Here is a 14,695-nt window from a genome sequence, read left to right as displayed (position 1 = left end):
ATGATGAAGACGTTGGTGACGAGGATGCGGCGCCGGGGGGAACGAGGCTACGACCCGACCGCCGGCTACCTGGCCGACGACGCCCCGGCCCCCGCGACCGTCCGTCTCCAACTGAACGCCCTGCAGGCCCTGTGCCGCCAGGCGTTCGCGGTGCGCATGACGATGATTGCCCTCGGCACCCCCTTCGCCATGACCAACACGGTGGAAGGCCCCCCGCGTTACACGGTCCTCGTGGCGGCCGTGCTTGGCATCACGGCCTCGTACGCCATGTACCGGGACTGGGACCGCCTGGCCCCCCGCCTCCTCGCCCACCCCGCCCTGATGGCGGCGGACCTGACGCTCGCGGCCATACTCCTGCTCACCGCGTCACCCGCCTCCCCTCTCGCCTACGCCACGGCGTGCACCCCCCTCCTCGCCGGCCTCCTCTACGGCTGGCGAGGCTCGGGAGTCTTCACGGGCCTGCAACTGGTGGTACTCCTCACGGTCTACCGAGCCTGGGAAGCCCGCCCGGGAACAGGCACCAGCACGCTCCTCATAGCGGGCTTCTGCATCGGCGCCGGCATCATCGGTGTCACCTTGCGCAACCTGATGTTCCGCTTCGGTACGGCGAGCGAGGCACTCGCGGAGGCGAACTCCCGTCTGGCGGTCGCGGAGGCGGTGGAGTCCGAACGGGCGCGCCTGGCAAGGGAGATGCACGATTCGGTCACCAAGACCCTGTACGGCCTGTCGTTGGCGGCAGAGGCCCTCGCGGCATCGGCGAACGGCGGAACTGCGAACCCGGACCCGGAATCGGTACGGCGCCACGCGGCGCTGGTGGCCTCGGCGGCCCGCCGAGCGGCGGCGGAGTCCCGCGACCTCCTCACCGACCTGCGCCACCACACGGACCTGACGGCACCGGACGTAGATCTGGTCGCCGAACTGACCCAGAGGGCGGCGGAGTTCGAGCAGAGCACGAGAATCCGTACGCGTCTGAAGACGCCCACCGGAAGGCTCGACGCCCTCCCGCACCGGACGGCACACCACCTCCTGGCGATCGTGTCGGAAGCCCTGGAGAACACGCGCAGGCACGCGGACGCGACGAGCGTGACGCTGGAGGCGGAACCCTCCGGGGACGGCCTGACGCTCCGCATCACAGACGACGGAGTAGGCCTCCCCGCCCCACTGAACCTCGAAGCGACCACCAGAACAGGCCACTTCGGCATGCTGGGCATGGTGGAACGGGCGAGGTCACTGGGTGCGGTGATTCACCTGGGCCGACGGGAGGAAGGGGGCGCAGAGATCCGAGTCGACGTGAGGTCACCCGGACTCGACTACGTGCCCCGGCCCCGGAAGGAGGTCGTATCGCATGCCCGGAGATGAATGGCCACAGCCGCTACGGGTGTTGGTGGCGGACGACAACCCCGTCGTACGGGCAGGCCTGACGGCACTGCTGGGCGGCCACCCGGACATCGATGTGGTGGCGGAGGCGTCGAACGGCACCGAGGCGGTGTCGGCGGCGGAGCGCGTACAGCCTGACGTGGTGTTGCTCGACGTACGCATGCCCGGCACGGACGGCCTCACGGCCCTTCCCCAACTGGTCTCGCTGGCCCCGGTGATGATGCTGACGTACAGCAGCGAGCCGGAGATTGTGCGGCAGGCGCTGCGCAGAGGCGCTTCGGGCTACCTGATCCACGGGGGTTTCACGGCGGAGGAACTGGCGGAGGCGGTACGGGCGGTAGGCAGGGGGGTGAGAGTGATGGCACGGGCGGCGAAGGCACCGCACGCCTCCGTACTGAGACCGGACGTCGCGGATTCGCTCAGCGTTTCCTACGAACCGAACGAAAGCTCTTCGCATTTGCAACCATTTGTGGCACCCTTGCGGCAAACTCGAGATGCCCGGCTCGGCCGCGTGGCGACACTCGCCGCCCGCGACCACGGCCGACCGGACTTCGGTTTGAGTTTGAGGGAGGTGGAGGTCATGGATCTCATCGCAGCGGGGGTGAACAACCAGCAGATCGCCGCCACCTGTTTCATCAGCGAGAAGACAGTCAAGAACCACATCAACCGCATCTTCGCAAAGCTGCAGAGTACGACACGGAGCGAAGCGATCGCCCAGTGGCTGGGTACGGCTCGGGAGTGGTGGCTGTGATGAGGCGTACCGCAGAGGGAAGTTGGGTCCCCGGACCCACGCGGAGTAGACCGTCTTTCACGTACGGTGGCCGGGTCAGTATTGACGTTCGGCGGAAGGGCAGGCGCAGTGGACAGGTTCAACAGGTGGACGTGGACTGTCGTTTCCCGGATGCAGGGCAGGCAGCGGGACAGGGGAGCCGGGTTCGTGGAGTATGCCGGCCTGATGATCATCGTCGCCGGGATCTTCGTGCTGATCAAGAGTCTCAATCTGGGCGGCCTGATCTCGGGGGCGATTCGCACTGCGGTCACCAGCGTCACCGGCGGCTGACCGCCGCACGAGTTCTCAGCGACCGTGGGCAGACTCTGCCGATCTACATCTGGCTGACGGGAATCCTGCTCTTCGCCGCCGTCGCCTTCTTCGTGTTCGCGCAAGCAGCGTCCGTCCGCAACGGAGCCCAGTCCGCGGCGGACGCTGCGGCGTTGGCGGCCGCACAGGACGCCCGGGACGAACTGGTGGACGGCTTGGTCGCCGCCATCGAGGCGGACGACGATGACTGGCTCGACTGGCTGAACGGTGACGAGTCAGTGGGCGATGGCGCCCAGGCCGCTGCGCAGGCACTGGCAGCCGACAACGACTCCGTCCTTGAGGGCGAGGCCGTGCAGGTCATGCAGGACGGATATCCCGGATTCCGGGTCAACATCCAGACCAACTACACCGTCGGCAACTCGATCATTCCAGGCACCGAGAGCATGAAGGGCAGGGCCCACGCGACCGCTGTCATCCAGCCGCGCTGCGAGAACGTTCCCCCCGTTGATCCCCTGGATCCCTTCGAGTTGGACTGTGACGGCGAAACCGTGACCATCGACCCCGGTCATTTCAATCCAGGCGACTTTCCCGACGCGTCTGAGCTGTTCTCTGTGCATCTGGTCCAGTGAGAGGAAGTCGTACCGATGAAGTTTCGGCACACCATGAAGAGCCGTAGGGCAGTGACCGCGGTGGCGATCGCGACCGGGTTGCTCCTCACGGTGGCGGGCTGCGGGGGAGGAGACGGCGGCAAGACGGACGAGAAGGCGTCTTCATCGGCACCCAGCCAAACCCAGAGTGGCGGAGACGAGAAGACGGAGTCCCCGGCGCCGGCCGCCGAACCCGCACTGGCCGAAGTGAAGAGCGGCGACATCACACTCACCGTCACCTCGGCAGTTCGTGATCAGGGTGGCTTCGTGACGGTGAACGGCACGGTCACCAACAGCGGCGGGAAGTTCTGGGTCGCGGCGGACTGGCTCGGTGACGAAAATGAGCTGATCAAGAACGGCCCCTCTCTCGCCGGAGCGTCGCTGGTAGACAGCAAGGCCAAGAAGAAGTACCTCGTCCTTCGGGACACCGATGGGCGCTGCCTGTGCACGAAGTTCGAGGGAGGAGGCGTCGACACGGGACAGACGGCCGACTGGTTCGCCCAGTTCCCCGCTCCTCCGGAGGGTTCCAACCAGGTGAACTTCCAAGTCGGCACGATGCCCCCGGCGTCGATCGAAATCTCCGAGGGCGAGTGACCATGGCCGTCACCTGTCGCTCCACCTCAACAACCGTTCTCACGGCCTTGGCGGTACTGGCCACCCTTTGCCTGACGGGTTCACCCGCTGCCGCGGACGACGACCCAAACGCACTCCTGGGCACGGTCACCACATCTCCACCCCCAGAGGTGGACCCGAACAGCCCCGGCCTGAAACTGGCGGACGGCGCCACGCTCGCCGAATCCAAGGTCCTGGACATCATGTCGGTCGTGGAGGACATGGGCGGCGAGGAACGCCGAGTGGACACCAGTGAGAGCGTGACTTTCGCGCTCCAGGCCGAAGTCCTGTTCCCGAAGAACAGCTCAAAACTCAACCCCGAGGCCCGCTCCCGCATCCGGGCGATCGCCGACGAGATCAAGGCCCAGAAGGCCACGAGCGTCAGGGTCTTCGGCTTCACCGACAACCTGGGCTCGTACGCCCACGGTCTGACCCTCTCCAAGAACCGCGCGGAGGTGGTCCACGACGAACTGGCCGCCGGCCTGGGCGCGGACATCACCTTCCAGGTACGCGGCTACAGCGAGGACTACCCGATCGCCGACAACACCTCGGAGCAGGGCCGCCGCAAGAACCGGCGCGTGGAGGTGACGTTCCAGAAGGCGGACTGAAACCGAGTCCGAGTCCCTACGACTCATGCCCCCGCCACCTCAAACCACGCCGAACTCAGCCGGCGAGCAAGGCACGCGCCCACTGTTCTTCGCGCTGTTCGATGTATTCGGCGTCGCTCCGCCAGGCGTCGCCGTGCCCTTCGGCCCAGAGCGTCGCCCACGGCTGGTTGCCCTCGGCGGCCTGCTGACGCAGGAAGTCATGCATGGCCCGGGTACGGCGTCCCAGCAGGGGCACCAACTCACGCCGCTCGCCCTCGTCAAGCCCGTAGGCGTCGGCGAAGACCCGCAGTCGGCTGTCGGCATCGGCACGCTGCCAATGCGGATGCGCGGACAACTGAATGAAGCCCCGCATTGCGTAGGCGACGTCCCAGAGGCGAGTACCGGGCCCGGCGGTGTCCCAGTCGATGAAGGCCCACGCGTCCTCCCCCTCGGCCACGAGGTTCCAGGGGGCCAGGTCGTGGTGGGCGATGATGTCAGCCCCCTCGACGGGGATCAGCACCTGCCACTGGGCGTCGGGCGGCGGGGTGAACCCCTCCACGGCATCGTGGAAGTCCCGGACCAGACGCGCCACGCGAGCCAGTCCTTGCGAGGTCTCCACCAGCGCGAACCGGTCGGGCCAGATCACCTCGCCCCTCACAAAGCTCAACACCTCCCGGCCCTGCTCATCGATGCCAAGGGGCCGAGGCGCCGCCCGGAAGCCCACCTCGTGAAGATGGGCCAGCAGCGCATGCACCGCTGGAGTCCACGGTCCCGCCGGGCGCCGGACGGTATCACCGACCCGGACGACACCGGCGCTCATGTTCCCGCCGGACAATGGCTGCTCTTCGTCGTGTCGCACGGTGGCAGTCTGGCCGACCTGCCTTTGCCGATCACCTCAATTAGAGGGGACTTCTCCACCTGGAAGCGCCAGGGTTGGGGGGGGGCAGGGACCTGTCGTGCCCGAGGGAGCGGGTCGGCGCTCCTCCTCGTTCACACCAGGTGGTCCGCTTTCCCGGCCTTAATGTCCCGGACCAGCGCGAGGAGGGCCTCGCGACTGTCTGTCAGGTAGCGCTCTTCTTGTCCCGCGACGGCTATGTAGGCGTTGCCGTCGTTGTCGGTGCCCAGGCGGAAGCAGTTGTTGCCTTCCCCGCAGAAGGGCTCTTCCCAGTGGATGCCGGTCACGATCTCTCCCCTAAAGTTCGCGGGCGATCTGGTGGATGAGATCGCGGGAGACCGTCGGTGACAGTGCCGCGTTGTCCATCCAGTCCAGGTGGACACGGTACTTGCTGAGCTGCGCTTCGGCGTGGGTGAATTCGGGCCCGTGTGCGGAGTCGAGTTGCACCGTGTCGAGCTGAGCCACCACCCCGTCCGCGTAGAGCAGCGCGTGTCCCGCTCCGGGGAAGCCGCTCACGGTGAACGGGATGACTCGCACCTCCACGTTCTCTTGCTCGGACGCCGCGCACATGCGCTTCAGTTGATCCCGAGTCACTTCGGAACCGCCGAACGGCATACGGAGGGCCGCTTCGTGGACATAGGCGGCGTACGGGACTGGCTGGGGACGCGCGAAGACCTGTTGACGCTCCAAGCGGTGGGCGACACGCAACTCGATCTGCAGTCTGGACAGGGGCGGTAGGACCGCGGCGAAGACCGCGCGAGCGTATTCCTCGGTCTGGAGCAGTCCTGGTACGTGCATGATCTGGACCGTGCGTACGCGCGCGGCGTGCCACTCCAACTCCGCGATGTCGAGCAGCCCGGCGGGCAAGCTGCCCCGGTGCTTCTCCCACCACCCGCGTTCCTTGCTGCCGACCATGTCGGCCAAGGATGAGAGCGCCTCGACGTAACGAGCGTCCGTGCAGCTGTAGTTGCAGGCGAGCGTGCGGACCCGTTCGGCTGAGAAGGGCCGGATCCCGGACTCCATGTTGGACAGCCTGGTCCGGTCGATCCCGAGCAGACCGGCTGCGTACTCGGTCGTACAGCCGGCCGCGAGACGCATCTTGCGCATCTCGGCACCGAGCCGTTTCTGCCGCTCTGTTGGCGTGGTCCTGGTCGACATGCCATCCCCTCTAGGCCTGGATGGCTCACAGTCTGCCCACCAGGCATTCCCCCGGTCCACTCGGTAGGGGGTAATTATCACTGAATCGATGGACACTGTGACTCCAATACCTTTACCTTCGGTGACGTAGTGACTACACAACGCACTGCCGGAAGTGCATCACGTGTGCCTGCTCGCACCTCCTTCCCTGGAGGGGCAGGCTCACGTCAGGGAGACGGGCCGCCGGCTGCATGTACCGCACGCGCGTCGAATCGCCTTCGAACGCGCCACTCGCGCAATGGAGTTGCCATGACTACAGCTGCCCTCGCAATCACCTGCCCACTGTCCAACGACCTCCTGCCCACCGCGCCACCCGAGCCGGAGAAACTCGCGTACAGCCTCACCCTGCCCGCCGCGCCGACGAGCGCGGCGATCGCGAGGGCGGCCGCCCGCACGGTGCTGCGCATGCACGGCCTGCACGACGTAACCGACGCGGCGGTCCAGGTCGTGAGCGAACTGACGTCCTGCGCCTGCCGTTTCACAACCGCCGACGACATCTACGTCTCGCTCCGTTATCGCGACGGAGCGCTGCGCGTGATCCTCTACGACGCCCACCCCCGACACGCCCACCCCCGCTTGTCGGCAGCCTGCGACGCCAGGCGCCGCGCGACCCTGCGGGTGCTGGCCTGTGTTGTGCGCGCCTGTCAGGGCAACTGGGGCTTCGATGCCGCCCGGGAGCCGGGTGGCGGTACGCGTTTGTGGGCGGTGCTGCCGAGGTCGGGGGCGCGGACGTACGGGGTGCCGGGGGGAGGGTGCGAATGAGTGAAGCAGGACCGGACGCGGTAATCGCGACGCGAGGTGATGCCTGTGTTCGGGGTGTGTCTCGGTGGGCACTGGGCGAGCGCCTTGGGATGACCATTGACGTGGTGGAGGTGCTGGAGTTGGGCGGCATGTTGCCTGTCGTTGTTGGCCTTCTGGCCCGGTTGGCTGGAGCGCTGGTTGGCGCGGTGAATCTGCATGCCGGGTCGACGGCGTCAATGCCCTGACCTTCGGGGAGCGGGTGGCGTAGGCCGCTGAGCACCTCTTCGCCCACTTTGCCGTGCAACCGTTAAACGGCCTGCTCACTGCGCTCAGTGGTGAGCAGGCCGCCGCGTTATGTAACTGTTGTAGGCCTAGCGGGCTGAATGTTGGCCGGTTTGTTCACATACGTCCTGATGGTTGACAGGCTTCAACATGGTCTCTCCCGACGCGGACGGATAGCGTTGGTTCGCCAATGAGAACCCTCGCCCCACCGGGAGTTGACCGTGACCCGCCGTCCCATGTTGCTCGCAGCGATCGCGCTGACCGCTGCTGCGGCCCTGTCACTGTCCGCATGCGGGAGTGATGACAGTTCCAACAGCAAGGACAACGACAAGATCGCGGGAGCCGACACCGGAAGCGAGGCGCCAGCATCCCCGAGTGCCTCAGCCTCGGCGACCCATGACCGCCCGAAGATCGCATTGCCGTCGGATGTCACGTACAGCTTCGAGTGGACGAAGACCGGCAACGCGGACAAGGACGCTGTGCTCGACGATGCCGAACAGCGCATCAAGGCCGTGGACTTGGCCATTGCTGAGCAGGACCCGCTTCACACGGCTTACCGCTTCTACTCCGAGGGCACAGCAGCAGCTGGAAGCCAGGCGTACATCCAGGAGTTCGTCGACCACAAGGCGCGCACAACAGGCCTGACCCGCTATTACAACGAAAGCGTGACGGTCAAGAGTGATGGCACCGCTGCCCTCCTGTACTGCGAGGACCAGAGCAAGGCGTACAACAAGTTCTTGAAAACCGGCAAGACAGACGTCACGCCGGTCACGAAGGACAGCTACGTCATCTATGCCAGCACGCTGCGCAAGAACAAGAACGGCGTCTGGGTCACCGAGACTCTGGACTCGCAGCGGGGGAGCGCAAAGTGCCAGCCTTGATTCAGCGAAAACACCTGCTCGTTTCAGGACTGACGGCCCTGGTCCTGGCAGTTGCCACTCCCGCACACGCCGAGAAGGGATTCGGCGGCACTGACGGCCAGACGAACCAGAAAGCCGATGCCGACGGCGCTGGCAACCTTTCTGTGTCCGCAGGTGGTGTTGTTTTCGACCGCTCGAAGAACGGCAGCGGCAATTCCTCGGGCGCGTTGACGCCAACGACGTCCTGGACGCCGCCCGCCTGCTGGTATGCCCCGACGTACACGCCCGAGCAGCTCCAGAAGGTCAAGGAGCCGGTCTGGCAGGCGGAGTCCACGGGGTATGAGTGGGATGCCGAGCAGCGGAAGACGTTCCTCAACGAGGACGACCACTCGAAGGACTTCAACAAGGACAAGACCGGCAAGGGCTATTGGTGGGGCTCGTATGTCAACAAGTCCTACCCGCCGGGCTGGGACGCCTGCACCAAGGACTACTTCTGGGTCGACACCGGCGACGCCCCGCCCGCCGACATCGACAACGTCGTCACCCCGGAAATCCTCGCCGGACTCGCCTACAACGAAATCCGCGTCCCCTCCACCAAGGTGACCCTCGCCCCCGCCGGCGCCACCAAGGTCAATCTTCCGACCTGGGCCTGGCTGGACGGTGCTGACTTCAAGCCGGTCTCCGTCACGGCGTCCGTACCGGTGCTCAATTTGTACGCGACCGCGACGGCAACGCCAGTGTCACTCAGGATCGAGCCAGGCACTGCGGACGCGATGACCTACCCGGCTTCCGGCGCCTGCGAGATCAACAACGGCAGCATCGGCGAGCCCTACGCCCAGGGCAAGGCCCACGACACTCCGCCCTGCGGTGTGAAATACCTGCGCTCCTCGGGTGACGCCTCGTACCCGCTCAGTGCGACGGTCACCTGGAAGATCACCTGGACCGGTTCCGGTGGCGCCGGCGCTGACCTTCCCGACGGCAGCTTCGGCGCAACCCAGGATGTTGTCGTACAGGAGATCCAGGCCGTCAACCGCTGAGCTACGTGAAGGAACTGTCGCGAGATGCCCACTTCCGTGTAGGAGGCGGGCATCCACGCGATGTCTCACAAGCGGCACGGTTAGAGTTCCCTGCCAGTGCCCTACTCATGGCAGCAGGGGATAGGGAGAAGGGACGGGCGTGTGGCGGACCGGTTGGCCGTTGATGGCGATGAGCTCGCGCACTTCATGAAGTTGCTTAAGAAATCCAGCAATTCTTTGAAGGGCCTGCGTAAGGCGCTGAGTGATGCCAATGTCAGCGGGCTCGGCACGGACGATCTAGACTCCGCATGCCAAGACTTCCAGGAGGACTGGAAGTACGGAGCCGAGGAGATCGGTAAACAGACCGATGATCTTGCCGACATCATCGGGAAGAGCAAGGACAGTTACCGTGAGGTCGACAAGGCGCTTGAAGAGGCTTTGAAGAAGGCCCGGGATGGCAAGGGCGGAGCCAAAAAATGACGCTCGCACCCGGGGTTGAGCCTTCCCCTTACCCGGACTCCCAGGCCCGCAGGAACGGCGATCTTCCGCAGGGCCTGAAGTCATATCCGCCCCTCCCGAATCCCAACTACCATCACCTGGGGTTCAACCCCGTGCCGGGCGACACTGAGACAGTGCGAGGGCTGCACAAGAAGCTCTCCAGTTGCGCGAAGGTGCTCGAAGAAGCGCATGAGCTGGTCACCAAGTTGATGGACGGCAGCTACTGGGAAGGTGACGCGGCCGTCGCCTTCCGGGAGCAGCTCGACGGTGGCCCGCTGCCGCTCAACCTGAAGAACGCGGCGCACTCCATCCGTAAGGCGGCCAGGCAACTGGGCAGCTGGGAGGACGAACTCGACGACTTCCAGCGTCGTGCGAAGCGTCTCGAAGAGGACGCAAAGGCAGCCCAGGACGCGGTGGACCGCGCGAAGGGGCGCGCGACCGAGGCCGGCGATGCTCCGGGCCTGGACAAGAAAGGCGCCGATCACGACGCCGCGAAGAAGGCGCTGAGCCGCGCGAACTCGGATGTGGAAGAGGCCGAGGCCGAGCTGGAGAAGGTTCGCGGTAGGGCCCGGACGCTGGCGGAAGAGCACGAGGACAAGGCGAAGTACCGGGCGTCGAAGATCCACGACGCGACGAAGAAACTGGCTCCGCACGAGCCGGGGTGGTTCGACGACGCCCTTGATTGGATCGAGGACAACCTTCCAGACATCCTGAGCTTCGTGGCAGGAGTCATCGGATTGGTGGCCATCGTATTCGCTGGTCCGCTGGGAATCGCGATGGTAGCGGCGCTGATGCTCACAGCGTCTGCTCTGAGCGCAACTGCGTTGGGATATCGACTCTCTGCGGATCCCGAAACATGGGCGTCCTTGAAGGACGGCTTCACCAAGGGGGAGTTCGACGCTGATTTCTGGAGCAACGCGGTGTCGGTGGGGGCAGACGCGATGGGCATGCTGCCAGGAATCGGGGCGGCAGTTGTCGGGGTCAAGGGGACAGTGACGGCTGTGCGGACGGGGAGTGAAGTGCTCTCACTCGGGCAGAAGATGGCCACGTTCGGTACCAAGACAATGGACAGCATGGGAGGCATCGCCCAGTTGGACAACCCGCTCATTGCTCGGGCGGTGCGAGGCTTTAGCAATCCCGAAGCGGCGGCCAAAGCGGTCGCAGTGACATCGAGTGCGGTCGGCGTAGGTACTGGGGGCTTCGGCCTGTACAACAGTGCGGTGGACGCGGACGACGATGGCGTCAAGGACGGAGCCGTTGCCGGCATCGACGGCGCACGTCTCATCCTCGACAACGGTGGCATCCTCGATCTCGTCCGCCATGTCTTCTGACGCTTCCTGATTGGAGAGGTACAGTCCATGACTCCCACTGACCACCCGATTGCCTGGGAGAATTCAGCCACCCGTCGGGCTTGGACGGTGCACATGGCGATGAATGTTGCTGGCTTCATCGGCTGGATTGCCGCTTGGGTCGGCCTGCTGTATGTGCTTATCGTGTTCTTGTCACCAGGGTTCGTTTTCCTTTTCGTGTTGCCTCTCGGATATTGTTTCTATCGAGCCGTAACTCAGCTGCGCTACTTTCCTCCGGCGTTTCGCATGCGGCGCATTCTGCGGACCTATCCGTGGCAGGCAATGCGCGATGCTCCACATGGATTGAGTGGCCATCCCGACGTGCCCGACAAGCATCACGGTTGGTTTGAGTTCCCCAACCCTGCTCGGCCCGATCAGCTACTTGCCCTAGTTTTCTCTCAGCATCTTCGTACAGAATGGTGGCACCGCCGGATGGCTCCCCGAGCCAAGCCGCAACTGAAGTCGCAGATTAGTGTTATCTGGTTCGCTGGCGATCCGCGCTTCATCGGACTTATCGCCGCATCCACTCACGATGAAGATGCGCCTCGTCGTATGCAAGTTCTTGAACAGCGGACAGAGGTAGTGGGCGGCCAGGGTCTTGCGGACTGGGGTGCTACTCCGGAGGACATCGAGCGCGGTCGAAGCGTAGGTATTTACCCTGCCCATTCCTGATATGCGTTCGGAATGTATCGTGAAGACTCCCATGTTTGTCCTGCATAACTCCGTCAATGACCCTCAAGCGGAACTCTGGTTTGCCGAACTCGCCGGATTTACTGCCCTCCCCTTCGAAGCCTTTCTCTCCGCGCCCGGCTCCCCAGCCGCTGACAGCCTGCGCGTAGCCATCGCTCCATTTCTCGACTCGGCGCCTAATGACCTGGTACGCCAACAGTTCATCGCCAACGTCGCGTCGGGACAGCAGCTGCTGGGAGCTCTCCGCGAGATCGGTACGGTGCACTGCTCCATCGGCCTGCACCGTGACGACGTGGGCGAGACAGGCGCGAGCGGCAACCACCCGCTGCTCTCCTTCTTCACGATCTCCTGGCGTGACACGGCCGTCGCCCCGCGCGGCGTCACGGCGGCACGCGCGGTGACATCCACCGACGGGCACACAGGCATCGAGTTCCTCGAACTCCCTTGTGGGCCTGCGACGATCAGTGAGACTACGCTCAAGCCTTCAATCGAGAGCGGCCTTCCACAGCAGCCCCTTATCCAGATTCATGCGCATCTGCCACATCCTGATTGCAAGCGCTTGGCCGTTCTTACAGTCAGTACGACTGCGGTGGCCCGCCGAGCAGAATATCGCGCGATTCTTCAACAGATCGCCGAGACAGTCAGCTTTGAGAATCCCCTGGACTCCGGGACGCTAACTACGTGAAAGTGCGCGTGGCAACAGCACCTTGAGGGAGATTCGGTTAGTACCGTGAGTCCCAGTGCCGCTAATAATCGGTGAGGTGTGTGTGCCGTGCGGAAAGTCGTATTGATGATGTCCGTCTCCCTCGACGGATACTTCGAGGGTCCCAACCGCGAGATCGACTGGCATATGGTCGACGAAGAACTTCACCGGTACTTCAATCTGCGGACCAAAGCCATGGGTGCCTTCCTCAGCGGGCGTGTCACCCATCAGCTCATGGCCGACTTCTGGCCCACTGCGGACTCCGACCCCGGCAGCACGACGGAAACCATGGTCGAGTTCGCCGGTATCTGGCGGGACATGCCCAAGTACGTGTTCTCCCGGACCCTGGAGCATGCCGACTGGAACACCACCATCGTGCGGGAGGTCGTTCCGGAGGATATTCGGGCGCTCAAGGAGCAGCCGGGCGGGGATCTCGCGGTCAGTGGGGCCGAGCTTGCCGCCGAGTTCATGCGGCACGACCTTATTGACGAGTTTCAGCTGTGCGTTCATCCCGTGCTGATCGGACGCGGCAGGCCGCTCTTCCTCCAGGCCGACAGCTTCATCCGGCTCCGGCTCATCGAGTCACGTACCTTCGGCAACGGCGTCGTACTCCTGCGGTACGAGCGTGTCAGCAGCGACGGCCAGTAATGGTGTTGTACTGCGCAGCCCCGCTCGATAGGAAGGCCCTATGACCACCCTCGGCGTCGTCTTCCGCCCCCAACTCCCGCCCGAGCGGCTGCGTGCCCTCGCCCAACTCGCCGACGCCACCGGGATCGAGGAGCTGTGGCTCTGGGAGGACTGTTTCCGCGAGGGAGGTATCTCCGCTGCCGCGGCTGCCCTCGCCTGGACCGAGCGCGTCCGAGTCGGGGTGGGCCTGCTCCCCGTACCGCTCCGGAATGTCGCCCTGACCGCGATGGAGGCCGCCACCCTGCACCGTCTGTTCCCGGGGCGGGCCATCCTCGGCCTCGGGCACGGTGTGCAGGACTGGATGGGGCAGGTCGGGGCGCGGGTCGCGTCGCCGCTCACTCTGTTGCGGGAGTATCTGCTCGCGTTGCGCGCACTGCTCGACGGTGAACGGGTCACCGCCGAGGGGCGGTACGTGAAGCTGGACGACGTCGGCCTCGACTGGCCGCCCGAGCCCGGGCTGCCCCTTCTCGCCGGGGCCACCGGGCCCCGTTCGCTCCGGCTGGCCGGGGAGGTGGCGGACGGGACCGTTCTCCATGCCGGTACCGCTCCCGACGGGGTGCGTCAGGCCCGGCAGCTGATCGAGGAGGGGCGGGTGGCCGCCGGCCGGACGGACGCGGCGGGGCAGACCCATCGTGTCGTCGTCTATCTCCTCGTCGCCACCGGGGTCGACGCCGACGACCGGCTCCGTGCCGAACTCGCTGCCGAAGGACTGGCCTCCGTCCCCGATCTCGGCGTCGCCGGGGACGCCGGTGCCGTTGCCAAGGCCGTGGGGCGCCTCGTCGAGGCCGGGGCCGACACTGTCATCGTGCAGCCGACCGGGGACGAGCCCGACCCCGAGGGCTTCGTACGGTTCGTCGCCGAGGAAGTCCGGGCGCTCGTCCCCTGACTCCGGTTCCCCTGACACCGGTGACCCGGTGACCCGGTGACCCGGTGACCCGGTGACCCGGTTCCCCGGACCCGCTGTTCCCCAGGCCCCGCTCGCCATCCCGGCAATGTCAGTGGCCCCTGCCAGACTCCCCACCATGACCGAAACCGATGACGTACAGCTCCGCGACGTCGTGGAAGCCGACCTGGAGTTTCTGCTCGCGTACGAGAACGACTCCGAGGCCGTCCGGCGGTCGCGGTTCACGCCCCGGCCGCGGGACGCCTTCATGGCGCACTGGAAGTCGAAGATCCTGGGCGACAGCACCGTGTTCGTGCAGACGGTCACCGTGGACGGTGAGCCCGCCGGCCACATCGTCGCCTGGTGGGAGGGCGAGCAGGGCGTCGGCGGACATCGCTTCGTCGGGTACTGGCTCGGGCGGCCGTACTGGGGGCGGGGCGTCGGGAGCGTCGCCCTCGGGCTGTTTCTGCGGCGCGAGACCAATCGGCCCCTCTACGCCGATCCCTTCGCCGAGAACACCGCCTCGGTCCGTCTCCTCGAAAAACACGGCTTCCGTCGCACCGGCACGGTCCGCCACGGCGACAACGAGCACCTCATGCTCGTCCTGGACGCCGACAGGTCATGAACTGTCA

20 protein-coding genes are annotated in these 14,695 nt (G+C 65.5%); 17 read left to right on the top strand and 3 right to left on the bottom strand.

Annotation, left to right across the window (positions count from 1 at the left end):
• The 6 genes from OG734_RS15420 (at position 1) to OG734_RS15395 (ending at position 4,283) form a co-directional block, all read left to right on the top strand.
• The gene (locus tag OG734_RS15420) at positions 1-1,359 is read left to right on the top strand and encodes a sensor histidine kinase (RefSeq protein ID WP_443065088.1); all 1,359 of its coding nucleotides are present in this window, start codon (positions 1-3) and stop codon (positions 1,357-1,359) included.
• Complete coding sequence (locus OG734_RS15415; protein ID WP_330288069.1) at positions 1,346-2,128, top strand: response regulator transcription factor; 783 nt, start codon at positions 1,346-1,348, stop codon at positions 2,126-2,128. Before OG734_RS15420 ends, OG734_RS15415 begins: the two co-directional genes overlap by 14 nt.
• Positions 2,129-2,314: 186 nt before the next feature.
• Positions 2,315-2,437 (top strand): hypothetical protein, encoded by a 123-nt coding sequence (locus tag OG734_RS15410; protein ID WP_330294040.1) that lies wholly within the window; start codon positions 2,315-2,317, stop codon positions 2,435-2,437.
• On the top strand, positions 2,434-3,045 hold the full coding sequence (locus tag OG734_RS15405) for a pilus assembly protein TadG-related protein (RefSeq protein ID WP_330293665.1): 612 nt from the start codon (positions 2,434-2,436) through the stop codon (positions 3,043-3,045). The genes OG734_RS15410 and OG734_RS15405 overlap by 4 nt, the downstream gene beginning before the upstream one ends.
• A gap of 15 nt (positions 3,046-3,060) precedes the next feature.
• Positions 3,061-3,657 carry a hypothetical protein gene (locus tag OG734_RS15400; protein WP_330288068.1) on the top strand — a complete coding sequence of 199 codons (597 nt, stop codon included), beginning with the start codon at positions 3,061-3,063 and terminating at the stop codon, positions 3,655-3,657.
• A 2-nt stretch (positions 3,658-3,659) separates the two neighbouring features.
• Positions 3,660-4,283 carry an OmpA family protein gene (locus OG734_RS15395; protein ID WP_330288067.1) on the top strand — a complete coding sequence of 208 codons (624 nt, stop codon included), beginning with the start codon at positions 3,660-3,662 and terminating at the stop codon, positions 4,281-4,283.
• 55 nt (positions 4,284-4,338) lie between these two features.
• On the opposite strand, the gene OG734_RS15390 is transcribed toward OG734_RS15395, so the two are convergent.
• The 3 genes from OG734_RS15390 to OG734_RS15380 all read right to left on the bottom strand — a co-directional run bounded on the left by OG734_RS15390 (position 4,339) and on the right by OG734_RS15380 (position 6,315).
• Positions 4,339-5,121 carry an aminoglycoside phosphotransferase family protein gene (locus tag OG734_RS15390; protein WP_330288066.1) on the bottom strand — a complete coding sequence of 261 codons (783 nt, stop codon included), beginning with the start codon at positions 5,119-5,121 and terminating at the stop codon, positions 4,339-4,341.
• Between the two features lie 131 nt (positions 5,122-5,252).
• Positions 5,253-5,444: a hypothetical protein gene (locus OG734_RS15385; RefSeq protein WP_330288065.1), complete on the bottom strand. Its 192-nt coding sequence runs from the start codon at positions 5,442-5,444 to the stop codon at positions 5,253-5,255.
• Positions 5,445-5,454: 10 nt separating this feature from the next.
• On the bottom strand, positions 5,455-6,315 hold the full coding sequence (locus OG734_RS15380) for a helix-turn-helix domain-containing protein (protein ID WP_330288064.1): 861 nt from the start codon (positions 6,313-6,315) through the stop codon (positions 5,455-5,457).
• 288 nt (positions 6,316-6,603) lie between these two features.
• Here OG734_RS15380 and OG734_RS15375 point away from each other — a divergent pair, with 288 nt between their 5' ends.
• From OG734_RS15375 to OG734_RS15325, 11 genes are all read left to right on the top strand, one after another.
• Positions 6,604-7,116 (top strand): ATP-binding protein, encoded by a 513-nt coding sequence (locus tag OG734_RS15375; RefSeq protein WP_330288063.1) that lies wholly within the window; start codon positions 6,604-6,606, stop codon positions 7,114-7,116.
• A gap of 89 nt (positions 7,117-7,205) precedes the next feature.
• On the top strand, positions 7,206-7,340 hold the full coding sequence (locus tag OG734_RS15370; protein ID WP_330288062.1) for a hypothetical protein: 135 nt from the start codon (positions 7,206-7,208) through the stop codon (positions 7,338-7,340).
• Between the two features lie 258 nt (positions 7,341-7,598).
• On the top strand, positions 7,599-8,258 hold the full coding sequence (locus tag OG734_RS15365) for a hypothetical protein (RefSeq protein WP_330288061.1): 660 nt from the start codon (positions 7,599-7,601) through the stop codon (positions 8,256-8,258).
• On the top strand, positions 8,246-9,274 hold the full coding sequence (locus OG734_RS15360) for a hypothetical protein (protein ID WP_443064863.1): 1,029 nt from the start codon (positions 8,246-8,248) through the stop codon (positions 9,272-9,274). Before OG734_RS15365 ends, OG734_RS15360 begins: the two co-directional genes overlap by 13 nt.
• Positions 9,275-9,415: 141 nt before the next feature.
• Positions 9,416-9,733, top strand: coding sequence for a hypothetical protein (locus tag OG734_RS15355; protein ID WP_330288060.1), 318 nt, complete (start codon positions 9,416-9,418; stop codon positions 9,731-9,733).
• Positions 9,730-11,082, top strand: coding sequence for a hypothetical protein (locus tag OG734_RS15350; RefSeq protein WP_330288059.1), 1,353 nt, complete (start codon positions 9,730-9,732; stop codon positions 11,080-11,082). Before OG734_RS15355 ends, OG734_RS15350 begins: the two co-directional genes overlap by 4 nt.
• Positions 11,083-11,109: 27 nt before the next feature.
• Positions 11,110-11,772 carry a hypothetical protein gene (locus OG734_RS15345; RefSeq protein WP_330288058.1) on the top strand — a complete coding sequence of 221 codons (663 nt, stop codon included), beginning with the start codon at positions 11,110-11,112 and terminating at the stop codon, positions 11,770-11,772.
• A gap of 19 nt (positions 11,773-11,791) precedes the next feature.
• Complete coding sequence (locus OG734_RS15340) at positions 11,792-12,475, top strand: hypothetical protein (protein ID WP_330288057.1); 684 nt, start codon at positions 11,792-11,794, stop codon at positions 12,473-12,475.
• An 87-nt stretch (positions 12,476-12,562) separates the two neighbouring features.
• Positions 12,563-13,141, top strand: coding sequence for a dihydrofolate reductase family protein (locus tag OG734_RS15335; RefSeq protein WP_330288056.1), 579 nt, complete (start codon positions 12,563-12,565; stop codon positions 13,139-13,141).
• A gap of 40 nt (positions 13,142-13,181) precedes the next feature.
• Positions 13,182-14,066 (top strand): LLM class flavin-dependent oxidoreductase, encoded by an 885-nt coding sequence (locus OG734_RS15330; RefSeq protein ID WP_330288055.1) that lies wholly within the window; start codon positions 13,182-13,184, stop codon positions 14,064-14,066.
• 136 nt (positions 14,067-14,202) lie between these two features.
• Positions 14,203-14,688, top strand: coding sequence for a GNAT family N-acetyltransferase (locus OG734_RS15325; RefSeq protein WP_330288054.1), 486 nt, complete (start codon positions 14,203-14,205; stop codon positions 14,686-14,688).
• Positions 14,689-14,695 lie beyond the last annotated feature (7 nt).

Source organism: Streptomyces sp. NBC_00576, assembly GCF_036345175.1.
Classification (GTDB): domain Bacteria; phylum Actinomycetota; class Actinomycetes; order Streptomycetales; family Streptomycetaceae; genus Streptomyces.
This window is presented reverse-complemented; position numbering and strand designations above follow the sequence as displayed.